The sequence below is a fragment of the Shinella sp. WSD5-1 genome, from assembly GCF_963942435.1.
Lineage (GTDB): Bacteria > Pseudomonadota > Alphaproteobacteria > Rhizobiales > Rhizobiaceae > Shinella > Shinella yambaruensis.
Map to the genome: position 1 here is coordinate 2715836 of NZ_OZ012596.1, position 17761 is coordinate 2733596.

Sequence of the window (17761 nt, forward strand, 5' to 3'; positions counted from 1 at the left end):
CGTCATGGTGGGCTCGATCCGACTATCCGCCTCCGTGCGCCGGTCGGTGGATCCCCGGCTCAAGGCCGAGGATGACGTCGGAGGGCGGGGTGAGGTTTCCCGATATTACTGAGGCCGGGATCGACCGGGCCTTGCTGTTCCTGACAAAGGCGCCGAACCTCTCCTCCGTCATGGCGGGCTTGACCCGACCATCCACCTTCCGAGCACGCCGGTGGATCCCCGGCTCAAGGCCGAGGATGACGTCGGAGGGCGGGGTGAGGTTTCCCGATATTACTGAGGCCGGGATCGACCGGGCCTTGCTGTTCCTGACAAAGGCGCCGAACCTCTCCTCCGTCATGGCGGGCTTGACCCGACCATCCACCTTCCGAGCACGCCGGTTGATCCTCGGCTCAAGGCCGAGGATGACGTCGGAGGGTGGGGTGAGGTTTCCCGATATTACTGAGGCCCGGATCGACCGGGCCTTGCTGTTCCTGACAAAGGCGCCGAACCTCTCCTCCGTCATGGCGGGCTTGACCCGACCATCCACCTTCCGAGCACGCCGGTTGATCCTCGGCTCTGGGTCGAGGATGACGACAGAGGGTGGGGCGAGGTTACCCTCAAGAGGAAGGTCGGCCCGACGGGGCCCTCTCATTTCATCAGCGGCTTGCCGAGGCGCCCGGCCAGATCCTGCACATATTGCCAGGCGACGCGGCCGGAGCGCGAGCCGCGGGTCGTCGCCCATTCCAGCGCCTCGGCGTGCAGCTGCTCTGCCGGGATGTCGAGGCCGAAATGCCGGGCGTAGCCGTCGATCATCTCCAGATATTCGGCCTGGCTGCACTTGTAGAAGCCGAGCCAGAGGCCGAAGCGGTCGGAAAGCGAGACCTTCTCCTCCACCGCCTCCGACGGGTTGATCGCCGTCGACTGCTCGTTCTCCATCATGTCGCGCGGCAGGAGGTGCCGGCGGTTGGAGGTGGCGTAGAGCAGCACATTGTCCGGCCGGCCCTCCACGCCCCCGTCGAGCGCCGCCTTCAACGACTTGTAGGACGTGTCGTCATGGTCGAAGGACAGGTCGTCGCAGAAGATGATGATCGGGCAGGGCGCTTCCTTGAGGATGTCCATCAGCGCGGGCAGCGTGGCGATGTCCTCGCGGTGCACTTCCACCAGCTTCAGCCCGCTTCCCGTCTCCTTCGCGGCCAGCGCATGGACGGATTTGACCAGCGACGACTTGCCCATGCCGCGCGCGCCCCAGAGCAGCACGTTGTTTGCCGGCAGTCCGCGGGCGAAACGCACCGTGTTGTCGACGAGGATGTCGCGCACATGGTCGACGCCGCGGATCAGCTCGATCTCGATGCGGTTCGGCCGCCTGACCGGCTGCAGGTGCTGGCGGGCCGGCGACCAGACGAAGACTTCGGCGGCGTTCCAGTCGTTGACGGCGGGGGCGGGGCCGGCGAGGCGTTCCAGCGCGGCGTTGATGCGGCCGATTTCGGCGAGCAAGAGCTTGACGTGATCTTCCTGCAATTTCTCTCTCCTCATGCGTCCCTGCCGGGTAGCATGCGGCGGCGGGTCGCGAAAAGGGGGAAAGCGCTTGAAAACAGGCCGCTTCGCAAGGTCGTGTGTTGCATTCAATGCCCGCTTGCCTATATTCCGGCAACCGAAACGGCCCCTCCGGCCGCCCGAATTCACGATTTCAAGGAGTAGTTGATGTTCATTACCGAGGCCTTCGCGCAGACGGCGGCACCCGGCGGGGCAGGCGGCGCAGACATTCTCATGTCGGTCCTGCCGTTTCTGCTGATCTTCGTGGTGATGTATTTCCTCATCATCCGCCCGCAGCGCGCCGCCATGAAGCGCCGCGATGAGCTTCTGAAGAACATCCGCCGCGGCGACCAGGTCGTCACCGGCGGCGGCATCGTCGGCAAGGTCACCAAGGTCGTCGACGACAACGAACTCGAAGTCGAGATCGCCGAAGGCATGAAGGTGCGCGTCGTGCGCAGCGGCGTCAGCGAAGTCCGCGTCAAGGGCGAACCCGTCAAGGAATGACTTGGCCTGCCGCCTGGCCGGGCAATGACCCGGCCGGACGGCCCGACTGGTTTTCAGCCGGCGGCGCGCCGGATTAGTCGAGATCGCGATGCAGCAATCCGCCCGCTGGAAGACCTTTTCTCTCTGGCTCGTCCTTGCGGCGAGCCTTCTTGTCCTTCTGCCGAGCCTTTTGCCGGCGCGCATGACCGTCGGCCTGCCCGGGTGGATGGCGGGCCATCGCCTCGTCCCCGGCCTCGACCTGACAGGCGGCTCCCGCCTCGTGCTGGAGGTTTCGCGCAGCGACATCGCGGCCGAGCGCCTGCGCGCGGCCGTCGAGACCATCGGGAACACCCTGCGCGCCGCGCGCATTGCCCACAGCGACCTCAACGGTGCAGAAGACACGATCGACGTCACGGTAACGGCGACCGACCGCCTCGATGCCGCCCGCACGGCGCTCGCCGGCCTTGGCCTCGGCGCGCTCAGCGAGCCGGAAAGCGGCAAGTTCCGCATCGTGCTTGCCGCCGACGCCGTCGACAGCGCCGCAAGCGCGGCCTCGCTCGGGGCCGTCGATGCGGTGCGCCGCCGGGTCGAGAGCCTCGACATTCCCGAGCTCGTCGTCGCGCGCGGCGAGCGTGATCGCATCGTCGTCTCCATGCCGGGCCTGACCGATCCGCAGCGCGTCAAGGATATGCTGGCGACGGTCGGCAAGCTTTCCGCCCGCCTCGTCGACGACAGCGTGCCGCTCGACACGGCGATCGAGGACGGCGTGCCGGCGGGCTCCGAGGTGCTCTACTCCACGGGCGAGCCGCCGGTCGGTTATGTCGTGCGGCAGGACGATCTCTTCACCGCCGTCGATGTCGCCTCGGCGGAGCCCGCTCCCAACGACGAACCCTTCATCGAATTCGTGCTGAAGGCCGGCGCTGCCGAAAAGCTCGCCGCCTTCACGCGCGAGAACAGCGGGCGCACCATCGCCATCCTGCTCGACGGGCAGGTGATCTCGACCTCGCGCATCCAGGGCGCCATCACCGATGGCGTCGGCCGCCTTTCCGGCGATTTCGACGCGGAAGGTGCGGCGAACCTCGCGCGCATCATCGCGAGCGGCCCGCTGCCGGCCCCGCTCACCATCATCGAGGAGCGCTCGATCGAGCCGGCGCTCGGCACGACCTCGGCCACGACGGTGGTCGTCGCGCTTGCCGTCGCCATCGTTGCCGTCGTCGCCTTCATGACCTTCTTCTACGGCGTGCTCGGCGTCATCGCCTCCTTGTCGCTGGCCTTCGCCATGGTCCTCTCCTTCGCGGTGCTGGCGCTTGTCGGCGCGCCGGTCTCGCTGTCGATGATCGCCGGCATGGTGCTGACCGTCGGCATCGCGGTCGATGCCAGCGTGCTGATCTTCGAACGCATCCGCGAGGAGGTGAAGGGCGGACGGGAGCTCTCCCGGTCGGTCCTGGTCGGCTTCCGCCGTGCCCGTGCCACGGTGCTCGATGCCGCCGTCACCATGTTCATCGCCATCGCGGTCCTCTTCCTGCTTTCGGCAGCTCCCGTGCGCGCCTTCGCGCTTGCCGTCGGCATCGGCCTTTTCGCGACGCTCGTCACCACCTTCACGCTGACGCGCCGCCTTGTCACCGTCTGGCTCAACCGCAGCCACGCGACGCACCTGCCGAAGGGCGTGCGCACCGGCCTCTTCGACCGGCTCAACCTGCGCTTCATGGCGGTGCGCAACGGGGTCTTCCTCCTGACCGCGGTGCTGTCGCTCGCCATCGCCGGCCTGCTTGTCGCCGGCAAGCTCAGGCTCGGCATCGATTTCACCGGCGGCGCGGCGCTGGAGGTTCAGGCCAAGGCCGGCAATGCCGATCTCGACGACATCACCGCCCGCCTGAACGATGCCGGCGTGGACGTGCTGACCGTCACGAAACAGCGAGACGCGCGCCATGCGCTGGTGCGGCTGACATCGGCGGGCGAGGGCGAGAACGCGGAGCAGACCTCCGTGCTGGTCGCCCGCGGCGAGCTGGAGGACGACTACGACTTCCGCCGCGTCGAGGTGGTCGGCCCGGCGATTTCCGGCGAGCTGATCGATACGGCGACGCTCGGCTTCGTCGTCGGCCTGCTTGCGCTCATCGCCTATATCTGGGTCCGCTTCGAATGGCATTTCGCCATCGGCGCGATCATCGCGCTGGCGCATGACGTGTTCTTCACGCTCGGTTTCCTGGCGCTCGCCAAGATCGAGTTCAACGTCACCGCAGTCGCCGCACTGCTGACGATCGCCGGCTACTCGCTGAACGACACGATGGTCGTCTACGACCGTATCCGCGAGAACCTTCGGCATTTCAAGCAGATGCCGCTGCCGATCCTGATCGACGACGCGATCAACCGCACGCTGTCGCGCACCGTTCTGACGTCTGCGACCACGCTGATCGCGCTTGCCGCGCTCGCGCTCTTCGGCGGCGAGGCGATCGGCACCTTCGCGCTGACGCTGCTCTTCGGGGTGGCGATCGGCACCATATCCTCTATCTACATTGCCGGGCCGATCCTCATCCTGTTCCGCCTGCAGCCGGAGCGCTACCGCCCGGGCAAGGGCGGCAAGGGACCGGCCACGGAGGCGACGGGAGCCAATGGCTAAGGGCATCGAAATCCGGGAGGCGCATTTCCCCGGGCGTGCGCCGATCGACGCATATGGCAATGGCGGCTTCCGCTTCGCCGACATGTCGCATCGCGGCTCCATTCTCTGCCTGCCGTCCGGCATCCACGGCTGGAACAAGCAGGAAGGCACGCCGCTGACGCTGGCCGACCTCCAGCGCGTGCTGGACGAGGCGGGCGAGATCGAGGTGCTGCTCGTCGGCACCGGCAAGGAGATCCGTCCGCTCTCGGCCGAGATCAAGGCGGCGCTGACGGAGCGCAAGGTCCGCTCCGACCCGATGAGCACCGGCGCTGCCGTGCGCACGTTCAATGTCATGCTGGCCGAGAGCCGGGCCGTCGCCGCCGCGCTGATCGCGGTGTGACGCGGAAGGCGGTTCTTCGACGTGACCGATACACGGCAAGCCCACTACGCGCACTGTCTGGCGATGCTTCGCGACACCGATCGCGACCGCTATCTCGCCTGCCTGCTGGCCCCGGCGGAAAAGCGCGGCGCGCTTGCCGCGCTCTATGCCTTCAATGCCGAGATCGCCCGCGTGCGCGACGTGGTGCGCGAGGCGCTGCCCGGCGAGATCCGCCTGCAATGGTGGCGCGACGTGCTCGACGGCACGGCAGAGGGCGATGCCATGGCCAACCCGCTTGCCGCCGGCCTGATGGCCTGCGTGGAGGAATACCGGCTGCCGGTCGCCGTGCTGGCGGACATGACCGAGGCGCGCATCTTCGATGTCTACAACGACCCGATGGAGAGCCGCGCTGCCTTCGAGGGCTATGCCGGCGAAACCGCCTCGGCGCTGATTCAGCTCGCAAGCCTCATCCTCGATGCGGCGAGGGCGCCCGGATCGGCCGAGGCCGCGGGGCATGCCGGCGTGGCGCAGACTGTCGCGGGCACGTTGCTGATGCTGCCGATCCACCGGCGGCGCGGCCAGGTCTACCTGCCGGCCGATCTTCTCGCCGCCACGGGCCTGACGCCGGAGGCCCTGCTTGCCGGCGACGACACCGCCGCGGCCGCGCGGGCGGTGGATGCCTTTATCGGCCTCGGCCGGGAACATCTCGCCAAGGCCAGGGCCGCCGGCGGCATTGCACCGGCCAATCGCCCGGCCTTTTTGCCGGTCGCCCTCGTTTCGCCTATACTGGATGCAGTGGAGAAGGCCGGCGCGGCGGCACTGGAGCGTTCTCTCCAGCCTGCCCAGTGGCGGCGACAGTGGTGGATGTGGCGAGCGCTGCGCCGCGGCCCGTTCTAGGCACGAGACTCAATTAGCCCACCATATGACGATTGCGGCGATGAGGATTGTGGCTTTGAAGTTTGCGGCGAGCTTGTCGTAGCGGGTTGCGATGCGTCTCCAGTCTTTCAACCTGCAAAAGGTGCGCTCGATGACGTTTCGCCGACGATAGGGCCTTTCATCGAAAGGATGCTTTCGTTTGCGTGTCGGATTATTCGGAATGACGGGGACGGTTTTTCGCCTGAGCAGGTACTGTCTGAGACGATCACTGTCATAAGCAGTATCTGCGATCAGGAAGTATGCTGCGCTCACGCAGTCCAGCAGAGGAACCGCAGCCTTTACGTCTCCCATCTGGCCCGGCGAGACCAGAAGGTTGAGCGGGCGGCCACGACCGTCTACGAGGACGTGGATTTTCGTAGTCCTGCCACCCCGCGAGCGGCCGATCGCTTGCGTTTGCGCCCCCTTTTCCGCCAGCCGCCGATCGGTGAGCCTTGGCTGTGGTGGAATCGATCATCTGCATGTCGGCAGGGCTGGCTTCAACCAGCGCATCGAACAGCTTCTGCCAGAGGCCGCGCCCTGCCCAGCGATGAAAGCGATTGTAAATGGTCGTCGGCGGGCCGTAGGCGGCAGGGCAATCCTGCCACCGGCAGCCAACACGCAAGACATGGACAATACCGCTGAGAACCCGACGATCATCGACCCGGCGAGCGCCGGGGCGGTTCTTTGGCAACAAGGGCTCGATCGCAGCCCATTGGCGGTCATTCAACCAGAAGAGATTGTTCATGAATTTCCTCCCAGGACAGGAAGAGAATCACAAAGGAAAACTATAATCAATCAGTTGATTGGGTTTTGACCCTAGAGCATTTCCGGTGAACTCCGGTTCACCGGAAATAGCCCAGATTCTTGTTTTACCGCATTATCCGACGCCAAAGCGACTTCGCTTCGGTTGGAAATGCTCCAGGATCCGTCCCCCCTCAGGATAGGTGTTCTGTTGGGGTACGGACCCTAAGGCGCCCGGCCGGGTTCCCGTTTCTTCGCATGTCGCGTAAAATCGCCGCGCATGTCCGCGCGACGTGCCTTGGCACCTGACAAGACGCAAAACTGGCGCAAGCCTTGTCCGCTACAGCGGCAGGATGTTTTTCGTGGAGGAATCGCGCCGATGCTCTGGACCGTCACCATCGCCTGCTTGCTCTTGGCCGGCCTCGTCTTCCGTCAGATGTTTCGCCGGGAGGATGCGCAGGAGATGGCCGGCGAGGATGCCGGGCTCGCGATCCTGGAATTCGGCCGGGCCTTTCCCGAGGAGGCGATCCGCGAGGTCATCGCCACGACGGACGGCCGCACGGTGTTCCTGCGCCTGCATGACGGCAAGGCCGGCTGCATGCATGCCCACGGCCACCACTATTCCTGCCACCGGATCGAACCCGGCACCGTGCGCGTCGAAAGCGCCGGCCCGAAGCGCCTCGCCGTGAAGTTCGCCAATGCCGCCTTCGAGGGCGGCGTCTTCGAGTTCCGCGACGAGCGGGAGGCCGCGGAGGTCTCGCTCTGGCTGCTCGGCAGCTTCATGCCGGCGGTGGTCGGTCTTGGCCCGGAGGCCGCAGGCCGGCAAATCTAAAAAGGCGGGCCAATCGCCGATGGGACGACATTGCCTCCTTTTCCTTTTCCTCTGCGGGGAGAAGGTGGCCCGAAGGGTCGGATAAGGGGGCGTGTCCGTCTTGCGCCTGCAGCCTCTCGTGGAGAAGGGCAAGAGGCGCGCTCCCGGCCTATACGGGTGTCGTGCATTTTGAGGGTGCGGCCGCGGGCCGGCCGCCCGAGGTCAGCGGCCGAGCCAGCGGGCGCAGTCTTCGAGCGCCCTTGCGGCCGTCGCCTGCTTCTTGGCGAGGGCCTTGTCCTTGCCGCGGAACCGCTTCATGCCTTCCGGCTTCGTCACCGTGCCCGGCTCCAGTGGCGGGAACAGGCCGAAATTGATGTTCATCGGCTGGAAGGAGCGTTTGCCCGGCTCGTCGTCGGAGACGATGTGGCCGCCGGTGATGTGGCCGAGCAGCGAACCGAAGGCCGTGGTTTCCGGCGGCAGCGACGGCGTTTCGCCGCGCCGTTCGGCCACCGCGAAGCGGCCGGCGAGCAGGCCGATGCTGGCGCTCTCCACATAGCCCTCGCAGCCGGTGATCTGGCCGGCGAAACGCAGGCCCGGGCGGCCCTTCAGCGTCAGCGAGCGGTCGAGCAGCGTTGGCGAATTGATGTAGGTGTTGCGGTGAAGGCCGCCGAGGCGGGCGAACTCGGCATTCTGAAGGCCGGGGATCAGGCGGAAGATTTCTGCCTGCGCGCCGTATTTCAGTTTCGTCTGGAAGCCGACCATGTTGTAGAGCGTGCCGAGCGCATTGTCCTGCCGCAGCTGCACGACAGCATAGGGCTTGACCGTCGGGTTGTGCGTATTGGTGAGGCCCATCGGCTTCATCGGCCCGTGGCGCAGCGTCTCGCGGCCGCGCTCCGCCATCACCTCGATCGGCAGGCAGCCGTCGAAATAGGGCGTGCCTTCCCATTCCTTGAAGCCCGTCGTGTCGCCGGCGATGAGGGCGTCGACGAAGGCGTTGTACTGCGCCTCGTCCATCGGGCAGTTGATGTAGTCCTTGCCCGTGCCGCCGGGGCCGACCTTGTCGTAGCGCGACTGGAACCAGCAGATGTCCATGTCGACGCTGGCCGTGTGCACGATCGGCGCGATGGCATCGAAGAAGGCGAGCGAATCGGCGCCGGTGCGTTCCTGGATCGCCGCGGCGAGCGAGGGGGCGGTGAGCGGCCCGGTGGCGATGATCGCCTGGTCCCAGTCCTCCGGCGGCAGGCCGGTGACTTCCTCGCGCGTGATGGTGATCAGCGGGTGGCTTTCGAGTGCGGCGGTGACGGCGGCGGAAAAGCCGTCGCGGTCGACGGCGAGCGCGCCGCCGGCCGGCACCTGGCTGGCATCGGCCGCGCGCATGATCAGCGAGCCGGCGAGCCGCATTTCGGCGTGCAGCACGCCGACGGCATTGCTGGTCGCATCGTCCGAGCGGAAGGAATTGGAACAGACGAGCTCGGCAAGGCCGTCCGTCTTGTGGGCATCCGTGCCGCGCACGCCGCGCATTTCATGCAGGATGACGGGGACGCCGTTCTCGGCGATCTGCCAGGCGGCTTCCGAGCCGGCAAGGCCGCCGCCGATGACGTGGATGGGAGCGAGGGAGGAGGTCTGTGTCATGGGCGGTTCGTTACCATGCCCGCGGGCCGACTTCCATGGCGGAACTTCAAAAGCCCGAATCAAAAACGGCACCGAATGGTGCCGTTTGAAGCGTTCCTCGCGCGTCGCCGTTTCCGGCCGCAGCGGCGGAAACCGGCTATGTCTTAGCGGAAGGAACGGGCTGCGATGTCGCGGATGTCGTAACGGGTCAGGCCGATGTCGGACAGCGTGTGGTTCGACAGGTTGCCGAGTTCGTTCATCGTGCGGCGGTAGGAAATCCAGTTCTTTGCAATGCGGATCGGGTTCATGGTCATCTCCTCGAAGTGTTGGCCGGGAGGTCTGTCTCGCCGGTGTGTGAGCTCTATATAGGCGATCCCCTTGTTAATGTGCAGTGCAAAGAAAATGCAGCTGCTATGCATTTGTGCAATAAGACGACCATCAATCGGGCAGATGGATCGCCTGCAGGCAAAATGGGCAGAAAATGCCGCCATTCCAGGCAGATAGGAAAAATGCGTGCCGGGGAAGGGCGGCCCTGCATGTCGCGCATGGAAAATTGCGACATTGTGCGGCGCAAAAAGACGCGCAAACGAAAACGCCCTCCGGCGGGAGCCGGAGGGCGTTCGAAACGGGACCGTTAAAGGTCGATCGGCTTAGTTGGCGGCCTTGCGGGCGATATACGGGATATCGCTGCGGCCGATGCCGAGGTCACGGAGTTCCCGGTCCGACATGCGGCCGAGTTCGTTGACGGTCTGACGGTACTTGCGCCAGTTGTTGAAAGAGCGTGCCAGGTTCATGTTCTTACCCCTTTCTTGGGCTTCCTGCTGGGGCGGCCGCTCGTCCTTGGCGCCGCCCCGATCTGATGATTGGAATATACGCTGCGCCGCCGAAAAGAACAGCGCTGTTACAGCACGGCACCTATGCGTTTTGAGCATGTCAAGCAGAAATTTTGGCAAAATTCAGGCCAAATTCCGGGCGTTCGGCCATAAAGTTTAAGGCCGCTATGCAACATTGCTTGGTTGCGACGCAAAAAACAACGCCCGCCGGGGGAGGAGGTCCGGCGGGCGTTGCTGATATCGATTGGCAGCCTGGGAGGAGGAGGGAGGGCCGCCAATCCTGTCGGGGACGTTGGGAGGAGGAGATCGTCGCCCGACCGATGAGAACCATATAGGCCGCCGCAGCCGTGCGCGGTAGAGCGCGATCGGAATGGCACCTATGCGCAGGGCGCATGTATTCCGCGCTGTGCGGGACAGGGTTGCCCAGGTGTTGGGCGAAACGGTGGGCTTGTCTGGCGATCGGGCCGCTTTGGCGCGGCCTGCCATGCGTTTGCGCAAATAATAACGCCCGCTGGGGGAGGAGATCCAGCGGGCGTCACTAAAGTTGATTGGCAACTGGGAGGAGGAGTGTTGCCAATCGTATCGAAACGACGCTGGGAGGAGGAGTGCGTCGTTCCGAATTCCATGTCGTTCCCCGCTTGCGGGGCCCGGGTCTTTCGGCATCATGCCGGGCGGTTCGACCCCTCCGCCTTCCCGTTCCTCTGTCGCCCTACACTACGCGGCGCCTTGATTTGCGGGCCGGATCGCTTCTGATCCGATGTCTGCACTATAGCCCTGGCCGTCGATTTTGTGCAGTGCAATATGAGCATGGATGATATGCGCCACCTGCATGTCCGAAATCACCGGGCCAATCGGCCTGTAAAGGCCAGTTTTATCCAGTCTTTCTTTATTTCCCGTTAATCTTGGTGGTCGGAGGCCCGTCTTCAAGGGCGACAAGCGCGAATAAATGCCCTTTTAGCGGATTTTTGCTCCGATTGCGAATTTCCGGCCGATCTGTATCGTTCCTGTTGACAAAGCCGGAATCGGCGTGAACCACAGGTGTTTTTCCGAACGGAGCGGGAACGGATGTACAGGGGCAGGCTGGAGCGCGACCTCAAACATTGGACGGCACAGGGCCTGCTCGATGCCCCGACGGCCGGGCGCCTGCTGCAGGAATACGATTCCCGGCCCAGTTCCTTCAGCCTCGGGCGGGTGCTGATGATCATCGCGGCCCTTCTCGTCTCCGCCGCGGTTCTGCTGCTCGTTGCGGCCAACTGGGAAGCGATCCCGCGGCTCGTGCGGCTCGTCGGCATCGTCGGCCTGATCTGGGGCGCCTATCTTGGCGGCGCGGTGCTGGTCAGCCGCGGCGCGGAGCGGCTGGCGGCCGCCTTCCTCGTCTTCGGCACGCTCGCCTTCGGCGGCGCGATCGCGCTTGTCGGGCAGATGTATCATCTCTCCGGCGACACGTTCCAGGCGATGCTCGTCTGGTTCGCCGGCGCGGTCGCCGCCGCCGCGCTCTTCCGCTCCGGCGCCGTCACGGCCATTGCCGGTGTCCTCGCCTTCGTCGTCTCCGGCGCGGACTGGACGCAATCCTACAATGTCGACGAGATGGTGCTGCTCTGGCTGATGCCGCTGATGGCGGCCGTCATCATCCTTCTGGTGCGCTATACCGGCGCGGCGCGGGTGCGGCATCTCGCCTATCTGCTGCTCGTCGCCTGGCTCGCCTTTATCTATAGCGAATACGAGACGCCCGAGACCGCCATCGCGATCGCGGGGCTCGGCGCCGTCGCCTATCTCCTTGCCGCCGTGCCGCAATCGCCGCTCCATGCGCTCGCCCGCAGCGCCGGCGCGGCACCGGCCTTCTATTCCTACCTGGTGCTGGTGGTCGGCCTTCTCGTGCTGCATGCCGAATTCGACGACATCGCGAACCGGCTGTTGCTCGGCATCATCACGCTCGTCGCCGCCATTGCCGGCATCGCGCTGTCCGGCAAGGAGAACGGCGCGGTGCGTTACCTCGGTTATGCGACCTTCGCCGCCGAGACGCTCTATCTCGCCTCCGAGACGATCGGCTCGATCATCGGCACGTCCGGCTTCTTCCTGGTGTCCGGCCTGGTCGTGGCGCTGGTCGCCTGGGCGGTGATCGCGCTGGAGCGGCGCTTTTCCAAGGCTGAAACCAGGGCGGAGGCCTGACCATGACGACATCCCGCTTTCTCCGCGTGCCCCCGCTCGTCGCCGGCATCCTCGCGGCCGCGCTGCAGACCGCCGTACTCGGCTACATGGTCGAAAGCCGTGCTTCGATCCTGCGCAGCGGCGCCGACATCAAGCTGAAGACGCTGCCGGTCGATCCGCGTGATCTGCTGCGCGGCGACTATGTCATCCTGTCCTACCCGATCTCGACCATCCCGAAAGCGATCGTCACCGGCGAGGCGCCGAAGGCGAGCGGCCGCGTGCGCCTTGCCGTGCGGCTGACGCCCGGCGCGGACGGCCTGTGGACGGCGAGCGAGGCGCGCTTCGGCGACCTTGCGCCGGAGGCGGGCAGCGTCATCCTGCGCACGCTGCCCTTCGACTACTATTCCGCCGGCGACGGCGGCCTGCCGGATGCCCTCTTCGTCAACTACGGTATCGAGCGCTACTACGTGCCGGAGGGCGAGGGCAGGGTGCTGGAGGATGCCCGCAACCAGGAGGAGCTGGAGGTGGAGGCGCGCGTCTCGAAGGACGGCACGCCGCAGATCGCCCGGCTGGTCCTTCGGGGGGAGCCCGTCTACGACGAACCGCTCTATTGAGCGCGGTGCCCGAAACCCCGCATTTTTCCTTTGATCCGCCCAAAACGGGTGATATAGAGACGCCGCGCTCGGAAGGCGCCACGGTGCGCGGCTACGCTGCCCGTGGCAAAGCGGTTTCTGAGACGCGGGTATGGTGAAATTGGTAGACACGCCAGATTTAGGTTCTGGTGCCGCAAGGCGTGGGAGTTCAAGTCTCTCTACCCGCACCAGAGCCACCGAACGCCGAAACAGAAGGTTTCGGCGGGTTGTGGATATATGAGAGCGCCATTTTGCTTGCCAAAAGGCCACGAAATTCAGTAAAGCCACTGCCGGCAAATGGACCGGCGGGGTGTTCGCCATAACCGGCAGGCCGGTTTGAGCACCGCCAACTCGAAATGAAGGTTTGAACATGCAGGTTATCGAAACGCTCGCTGAAGGGCTGAAGCGCGAAATCAAGGTCGTCATCCCGGCCAAGGACATGGAAGCTCAGATGAACGAGCGTCTTGAAGACGCCAAGGGCCGTGTCCGCATCAACGGCTTCCGTCCGGGCAAGGTGCCCTTCGCCCATCTCAAGAAGATGTACGGCAAGTCCATCATGGCCGAACTCGTCAACGAGATCGTCCGCGACCGTCCGTCGGCCATCCTTTCCGAGCGCGGCGAAAAGTCCGCGACGCAGCCGGAAATCGCGATGACCGAGGACCAGGCCGAGGCCGAGAAGATCCTTGCCGGCCAGGCCGATTTCGAGTTCACGCTCTCCTATGAAGTGATCCCGGCCATCGACCTCAAGGACAATTCCGGCATCGCCGTCACGCGCGAAGTCGTCGAAGTCGACGCTGCCGAAGTCGACGAGCAGATCCTCAAGATCGCCGAAAGCGCCCGTTCCTACGAGACGAAGAAGGGCAAGGCCGCCGACGGCGACCGCGTCACCATCGACTATCTCGGCAAGGTCGACGGCGAGCCCTTCGACGGCGGCAAGGACGAGGACGCGGAGCTGGTTCTCGGCTCCAACCGCTTCATCCCGGGCTTCGAAGAGCAGCTCGTCGGCCTGAAGGCCGGCGACGAGAAGGTCATCATCGTGACCTTCCCGGCCGACTATCCGGCCGCCAACCTTGCCGGCAAGGAAGCGACCTTCGACATCAACGTCAAGGACGTCGCCGCCCCGGCCGATGTCGAGATCAACGACGAGCTTGCCAAGAAGCTCGGCCTCGAATCGGCCGACAAGCTGCGCGAGATCGTCCGCGGCCAGATCGAGAGCCAGTACGGCTCGGTCACCCGCCAGAAGGTCAAGCGCCAGATCCTCGACCAGCTCGACGAGATGTACAAGTTCGACACGCCGGAGCGCCTGGTCGACGCCGAGTTCGAAAACATCTGGCGCCAGATCAACACGGACCTCCAGCAGTCCGGCAAGACCTTCGCTGACGAGGACACGACGGAAGAGGCTGCGCGCGAAGAATATCGCAAGCTTGCCGAGCGCCGCGTCCGCCTCGGCCTCGTTCTCTCGGAAATCGGCGAGAAGGCCGGCGTCCAGGTGAGCGACGAGGAAATGCAGCAGTCGCTCTACCAGCAGCTCCGCCAGTTCCCGGGCCAGGAAAAGCAGATCCTCGAATACTTCCAGAAGACCCCGGGCGCCGCCGCTTCGCTCCGCGCGCCGATCTTCGAAGAGAAGGTCGTCGACCACCTGCTCGGCGAGATCAAGGTGACGGACAAGACCGTCTCCAAGGACGAGCTGATGGCGGACGACGAGGCCGAAGGTTCCGAGAAGGAAGCCAAGAAGGCCGCGCCGAAGAAGAAGGCCGCCGCCAAGGCCGAAGCCGCCGAAGGCGAAGACGCCGCTCCGAAGAAGAAGGCCCCGGCCAAGAAGAAGGCCGCCGAAGGCGACGCCGAATAATCGGTCCGACCGGATATCATGTAAAGAGGCCGTCCTTCGGGGCGGCCTTTTTGTTTGCGCGGCAAGGGCCGCGTTCCTGCTGTTCTCGCACCGTCATCCACGCGGCGGTTTCCACCCGTGGGTTTTCAAAGAGCATCGGACGGGGCGCTGGAAGCCGCCGGGTCAGAAATATGTATATGACGCCTTTCAGCGCCCCGTTCGGCGGTTTTTGCCCGCGACCTGGGCCTCTCTGCAAAGGCCGGGCCGGGCGGACGTTTCCCGTCGGTTTCCGGGATGACGCCGTTTTCCGTTTTTGCATCCGCCATTGCACGCCTTGGCGATGACGGACGGAAAGGCAAGCCTTTCCGGACGGGCTTCATCCCGGCGGACGATGCCGACGCATCCGCCAGACCGGCCCCCTTGTGTGCCGCACAGGCACGCCCGGCGCGCCGTTCGGGGCGTGAAGCGGAAGGCTCGGTCCAACGCCCGCCGCTTCCCCCGTGTCGCCGGAGGGAGACCATTTTCCGCAGGCCCGGTGCATGGGGTTCTGCGTCTTCCCCCCACGCCCCGCGCCGACCCCGCCTCGCCACGACGCCTCGCGGTGTATCCGCGGCGGGATGGGGAGATTGTAGGCATGGATGGAGGGGGCGGGGAAAATGTGCGGTGGGAACGGGGATGAGGAATAGCTGCGGCGTGGGGCCTGGATCCTCGGGTCAAGCCCGAGGATGACGCAAGACGAGAGGTTTGGAGGTATCGGCGAAGGGGCTGCGTGCCGCGCCATGGGAGGGGCTTGCGCCGCTTCCTCCTCGCCGCCATCCCCGGATGATGCCGGAAAATGATGCAAGAAGAGGAAACTCGTCGGAAAATGCGGGGGCGGCATGCCGTGCCGCTTGAAGAGCAGGCGGCGTTTCCTCCCCTCCGTCATCCTCGGGCTTGACCCGAGGATCCAACGCACCGTGCTTGGCGGGTTTTATCCGACGCTGAGAAGCAACGCCCGGTGATCCGACACTTCCGGCGCCTCCACGACGGTGAAATCCGCAACGCTTACCGGCGCGTTCACCAGCATGTAGTCGGCATAGCGGCCGGGCTTCGTGTAGAGCGAGGTCCGCGTGTCGGTGAAGCCGCGGGTGGTGACGAGGTCGGTGAGGCCGAACCGCGCGAGTGTCTTGAACGTCTTGCTCTCGGGCAGCACGTTGAAATCACCGCAGAGGACGAGGCCTTCGTCCTGGCGGTGCAGGCGCGCGATGAGGGCGACGAGGGCCTCGGCCTGCGCCGCGCGCTCCGGCGTGTCGCCCTTGCCGTCGACGGTTCGAAGGCCGTGCAGCTGTGCGACGGTGAGCGCGCGGTCCGCGGCATAGTCGTAGAGGCGGAAGGCGTGGGCGTTGCGGGGGCGGGGGTGGGGGCCGAAACCGTGCGGGGAGAACGCGCCGTGCACGAAATCGAGCGCCTGGCCGATCACGGCGATATCCTGGCGGATGAAGGTGGCAAGGCCGAACTCCTGCCAGCAGGGACGATCGCCGTCCGCCAGCTCGCCGCGCATGGCCGGCGCGAAGAAGCCGTCATGGCCGGGCAGGGCCGTCGCGATGTCCCGGTAGAGATCGGCGCGCTGCTGGAGTTCCACCGCGCCGTCGCGATAGGTCAGCCATGCCGACCGCGCGGCGATGGCGCGGGGCACCTCCTGCAGGCAATAGACATCGGCATCGACGGCCCTGAGATAGTCGATGAGCGGCGCGTGCAGCATGCCGCCCCAGACGTTCAGCGACAGGATCCTCATGCGTGCCGTTCCTTCTGCCCGTTCTTCCGGCGCTGCAGGCGCAAGACCGCTTCGCATATCTGCCGGAGCGGCCTTGGCCGGCGAAGCGGATCACTTCGCCTGCGACAGGTCGCCCATGCGGTTCCAGGCGTCGAGGCCGGCGATCTTGTAGGCTTCGGCGAGCGTCGGGTAGTTGAACGTGTTCTCGACGAAATATTCGACGGTGCCCTTCAGGTTGAGCACCGCCTGGCCGATATGGACGAGCTCCGTCGCGCCTTCGCCGACGATGTGTACGCCGAGCAGACGCCGCGTCTTCAGCGAGAAGATCATCTTCAGCAGGCCGGAATTGAGGCCCATGATGTGGCCGCGCGAGGTCTCCCGGAAACGCGCCATGCCGCATTCATAGGGGATGCCGCGCTCCTTCACCTCTTCCTCGGTGAGGCCGCAGGTGGAGATTTCCGGCACGGCGTAGATGCCGTAGGGGAAGTATTTCGGCGGCTCCTTGGCGATCGCGCCGACGGCGACGCGGGCGGCGATGCGGCCCTGTTCCATGGAGGTGGAGGCGAGCGAGGGGAAGCCGACGACGTCGCCGGCGGCATAGATATGCGGCACGTCGGTCTGGAAGGTCTCCGGGTTGACGCTGAGGCGGCCGCGCGAATCGGCCGTCAGGCCCGCTGCGGCGAGGTTCAGGCTGTCCGTCGCGCCGACGCGGCCGGCGGCATAGAGCACCATGTCGCAGATGACGTGGCGGCCGTTGTCCAGCGTGATCTCGCACTTGCCGTTTTCCAGCTTCTCCACCTTGTCGGCCTTCTGGCCGAGGATGAGCTTCATGTTGCGGTCACGCAGATCGTGGATGAACTCCTCGACGATCTCCCTGTCGATGAAATCGAGGATCGTCGGCTTCGGGTCGATGACGGTGACCTGCGTGTCGAGCGCGGAGAAGATCGTGGCATATTCGATGCCGATGACGCCGGCGCCGATGACGGCCATGGAGCGCGGCAGCTCCTTGATGTCAAGGAGCTCGTCGCTGTCGAGAACGCTGACGCCGTCGAAGGGAATGCTCTCCGGGCGGTACGGCTTGGTGCCGACGGCCAGCATGATGCTCTTGGCCTGGACGTGAACGGTCTCGCCGTCGTCCTTGACGATCTCCATCGTCTCCGGCGTGACGAACTTCGCCTTGCCGCGCATGTGCTGCACGCGGTTGCGGGCGAACTGGTGCTCCAGCACCTCCACCTCGTGGTCGAGCGTGATGAGCAGGCGGCGGCGCAGGTCGTCGGCGCTGATCTCCTGCTTGACGCGGTAGGCGCGGCCGTAGAAGCCGCGCTCGCGCCAGCCGGAAAGGTTGAGCGCCGTCTCGCGCAGCGTCTTCGAGGGGATCGTGCCGGTGTGCACCGAGACGCCGCCGACGCGTTTTCCCTGCTCGATGACGAGGACTTTGCGACCGAGCTTTGCCGCCTGGATGGCGCCGCGGCGGCCTGCGGGGCCACTGCCCACGACGACGAGATCATATTCCTGCATG

At 65.5% G+C, this 17761-nt stretch carries 16 protein-coding genes and 1 tRNA gene; 9 read left to right on the forward strand and 8 right to left on the reverse strand.

The window, feature by feature from the left end:
- Positions 1 to 22: 22 nt before the first annotated feature.
- Positions 23 to 502 carry a hypothetical protein gene (locus AABQ55_RS13425; RefSeq protein ID WP_338341905.1) on the reverse strand — a complete coding sequence of 160 codons (480 nt, stop codon included), beginning with the start codon at positions 500 to 502 and terminating at the stop codon, positions 23 to 25.
- Positions 503 to 627: 125 nt separating this feature from the next.
- Entirely contained in the window at positions 628 to 1497 is an 870-nt protein-coding gene (locus tag AABQ55_RS13430; RefSeq protein WP_272805363.1) for an ATP-binding protein, read from the reverse strand.
- Positions 1498 to 1680: 183 nt separating this feature from the next.
- Between AABQ55_RS13430 and yajC the strand changes: the two genes are divergently transcribed.
- The 4 genes from yajC (at position 1681) to AABQ55_RS13450 (ending at position 5867) form a co-directional block, all read left to right on the forward strand.
- Positions 1681 to 2016 (forward strand): preprotein translocase subunit YajC, encoded by a 336-nt coding sequence (gene yajC, locus AABQ55_RS13435; RefSeq protein ID WP_244765610.1) that lies wholly within the window; start codon positions 1681 to 1683, stop codon positions 2014 to 2016.
- 88 nt (positions 2017 to 2104) lie between these two features.
- A complete protein-coding gene (secD, locus tag AABQ55_RS13440) occupies positions 2105 to 4612 on the forward strand; it encodes a protein translocase subunit SecD (RefSeq protein ID WP_272805364.1) in 2508 nt (835 codons plus the stop codon).
- Positions 4605 to 4991, forward strand: a complete 387-nt coding sequence (locus AABQ55_RS13445) for an Mth938-like domain-containing protein (RefSeq protein ID WP_272805365.1) — start codon at positions 4605 to 4607, stop codon at positions 4989 to 4991. Before secD ends, AABQ55_RS13445 begins: the two co-directional genes overlap by 8 nt.
- Before the next feature lie 63 nt (positions 4992 to 5054).
- Positions 5055 to 5867 carry a phytoene/squalene synthase family protein gene (locus tag AABQ55_RS13450; protein ID WP_272807454.1) on the forward strand — a complete coding sequence of 271 codons (813 nt, stop codon included), beginning with the start codon at positions 5055 to 5057 and terminating at the stop codon, positions 5865 to 5867.
- 9 nt (positions 5868 to 5876) lie between these two features.
- On the opposite strand, the gene AABQ55_RS13455 is transcribed toward AABQ55_RS13450, so the two are convergent.
- A protein-coding gene (locus tag AABQ55_RS13455; protein ID WP_443021094.1) for an IS5 family transposase occupies positions 5877 to 6630 on the reverse strand; the annotation gives its coding sequence in 2 pieces (ribosomal slippage) (positions 5877 to 6296 and positions 6298 to 6630; 753 coding nt in all).
- A gap of 375 nt (positions 6631 to 7005) precedes the next feature.
- Here AABQ55_RS13455 and AABQ55_RS13460 point away from each other — a divergent pair.
- The gene (locus tag AABQ55_RS13460) at positions 7006 to 7458 is read left to right on the forward strand and encodes a hypothetical protein (protein ID WP_272805367.1); all 453 of its coding nucleotides are present in this window, start codon (positions 7006 to 7008) and stop codon (positions 7456 to 7458) included.
- A gap of 201 nt (positions 7459 to 7659) precedes the next feature.
- On the opposite strand, the gene trmFO is transcribed toward AABQ55_RS13460, so the two are convergent.
- The 3 genes from trmFO to AABQ55_RS13470 all read right to left on the reverse strand — a co-directional run bounded on the left by trmFO (position 7660) and on the right by AABQ55_RS13470 (position 9842).
- Complete coding sequence (trmFO, locus tag AABQ55_RS13465; protein ID WP_272805368.1) at positions 7660 to 9069, reverse strand: methylenetetrahydrofolate--tRNA-(uracil(54)-C(5))-methyltransferase (FADH(2)-oxidizing) TrmFO; 1410 nt, start codon at positions 9067 to 9069, stop codon at positions 7660 to 7662.
- A gap of 143 nt (positions 9070 to 9212) precedes the next feature.
- Entirely contained in the window at positions 9213 to 9356 is a 144-nt protein-coding gene (locus tag AABQ55_RS37775) for a DUF1127 domain-containing protein (RefSeq protein ID WP_023511883.1), read from the reverse strand.
- A gap of 342 nt (positions 9357 to 9698) precedes the next feature.
- Positions 9699 to 9842, reverse strand: coding sequence for a DUF1127 domain-containing protein (locus AABQ55_RS13470; protein WP_024270460.1), 144 nt, complete (start codon positions 9840 to 9842; stop codon positions 9699 to 9701).
- 1104 nt (positions 9843 to 10946) lie between these two features.
- On the opposite strand from AABQ55_RS13470, the gene AABQ55_RS13475 reads away from it, so the two are divergent.
- The 4 genes from AABQ55_RS13475 to tig all read left to right on the forward strand — a co-directional run bounded on the left by AABQ55_RS13475 (position 10947) and on the right by tig (position 14510).
- Positions 10947 to 12050, forward strand: a complete 1104-nt coding sequence (locus AABQ55_RS13475; RefSeq protein WP_272805369.1) for a DUF2157 domain-containing protein — start codon at positions 10947 to 10949, stop codon at positions 12048 to 12050.
- Between the two features lie 2 nt (positions 12051 to 12052).
- Positions 12053 to 12643, forward strand: a complete 591-nt coding sequence (locus tag AABQ55_RS13480) for a GDYXXLXY domain-containing protein (protein ID WP_272805370.1) — start codon at positions 12053 to 12055, stop codon at positions 12641 to 12643.
- Positions 12644 to 12767: 124 nt separating this feature from the next.
- A tRNA-Leu gene (locus AABQ55_RS13485) sits at positions 12768 to 12852 on the forward strand.
- A 179-nt stretch (positions 12853 to 13031) separates the two neighbouring features.
- Positions 13032 to 14510 (forward strand): trigger factor, encoded by a 1479-nt coding sequence (tig, locus tag AABQ55_RS13490; protein ID WP_272805371.1) that lies wholly within the window; start codon positions 13032 to 13034, stop codon positions 14508 to 14510.
- Positions 14511 to 15459: 949 nt separating this feature from the next.
- Here tig and AABQ55_RS13495 read toward each other — a convergent pair.
- Both AABQ55_RS13495 and sthA read right to left on the reverse strand, forming a co-directional pair.
- A complete protein-coding gene (locus AABQ55_RS13495) occupies positions 15460 to 16263 on the reverse strand; it encodes an endonuclease/exonuclease/phosphatase family protein (protein ID WP_272805372.1) in 804 nt (267 codons plus the stop codon).
- Positions 16264 to 16353: 90 nt separating this feature from the next.
- Positions 16354 to 17760, reverse strand: coding sequence for a Si-specific NAD(P)(+) transhydrogenase (gene sthA / locus AABQ55_RS13500; RefSeq protein ID WP_272805373.1), 1407 nt, complete (start codon positions 17758 to 17760; stop codon positions 16354 to 16356).
- Between the last annotated feature and the right edge of the window lies 1 nt (position 17761).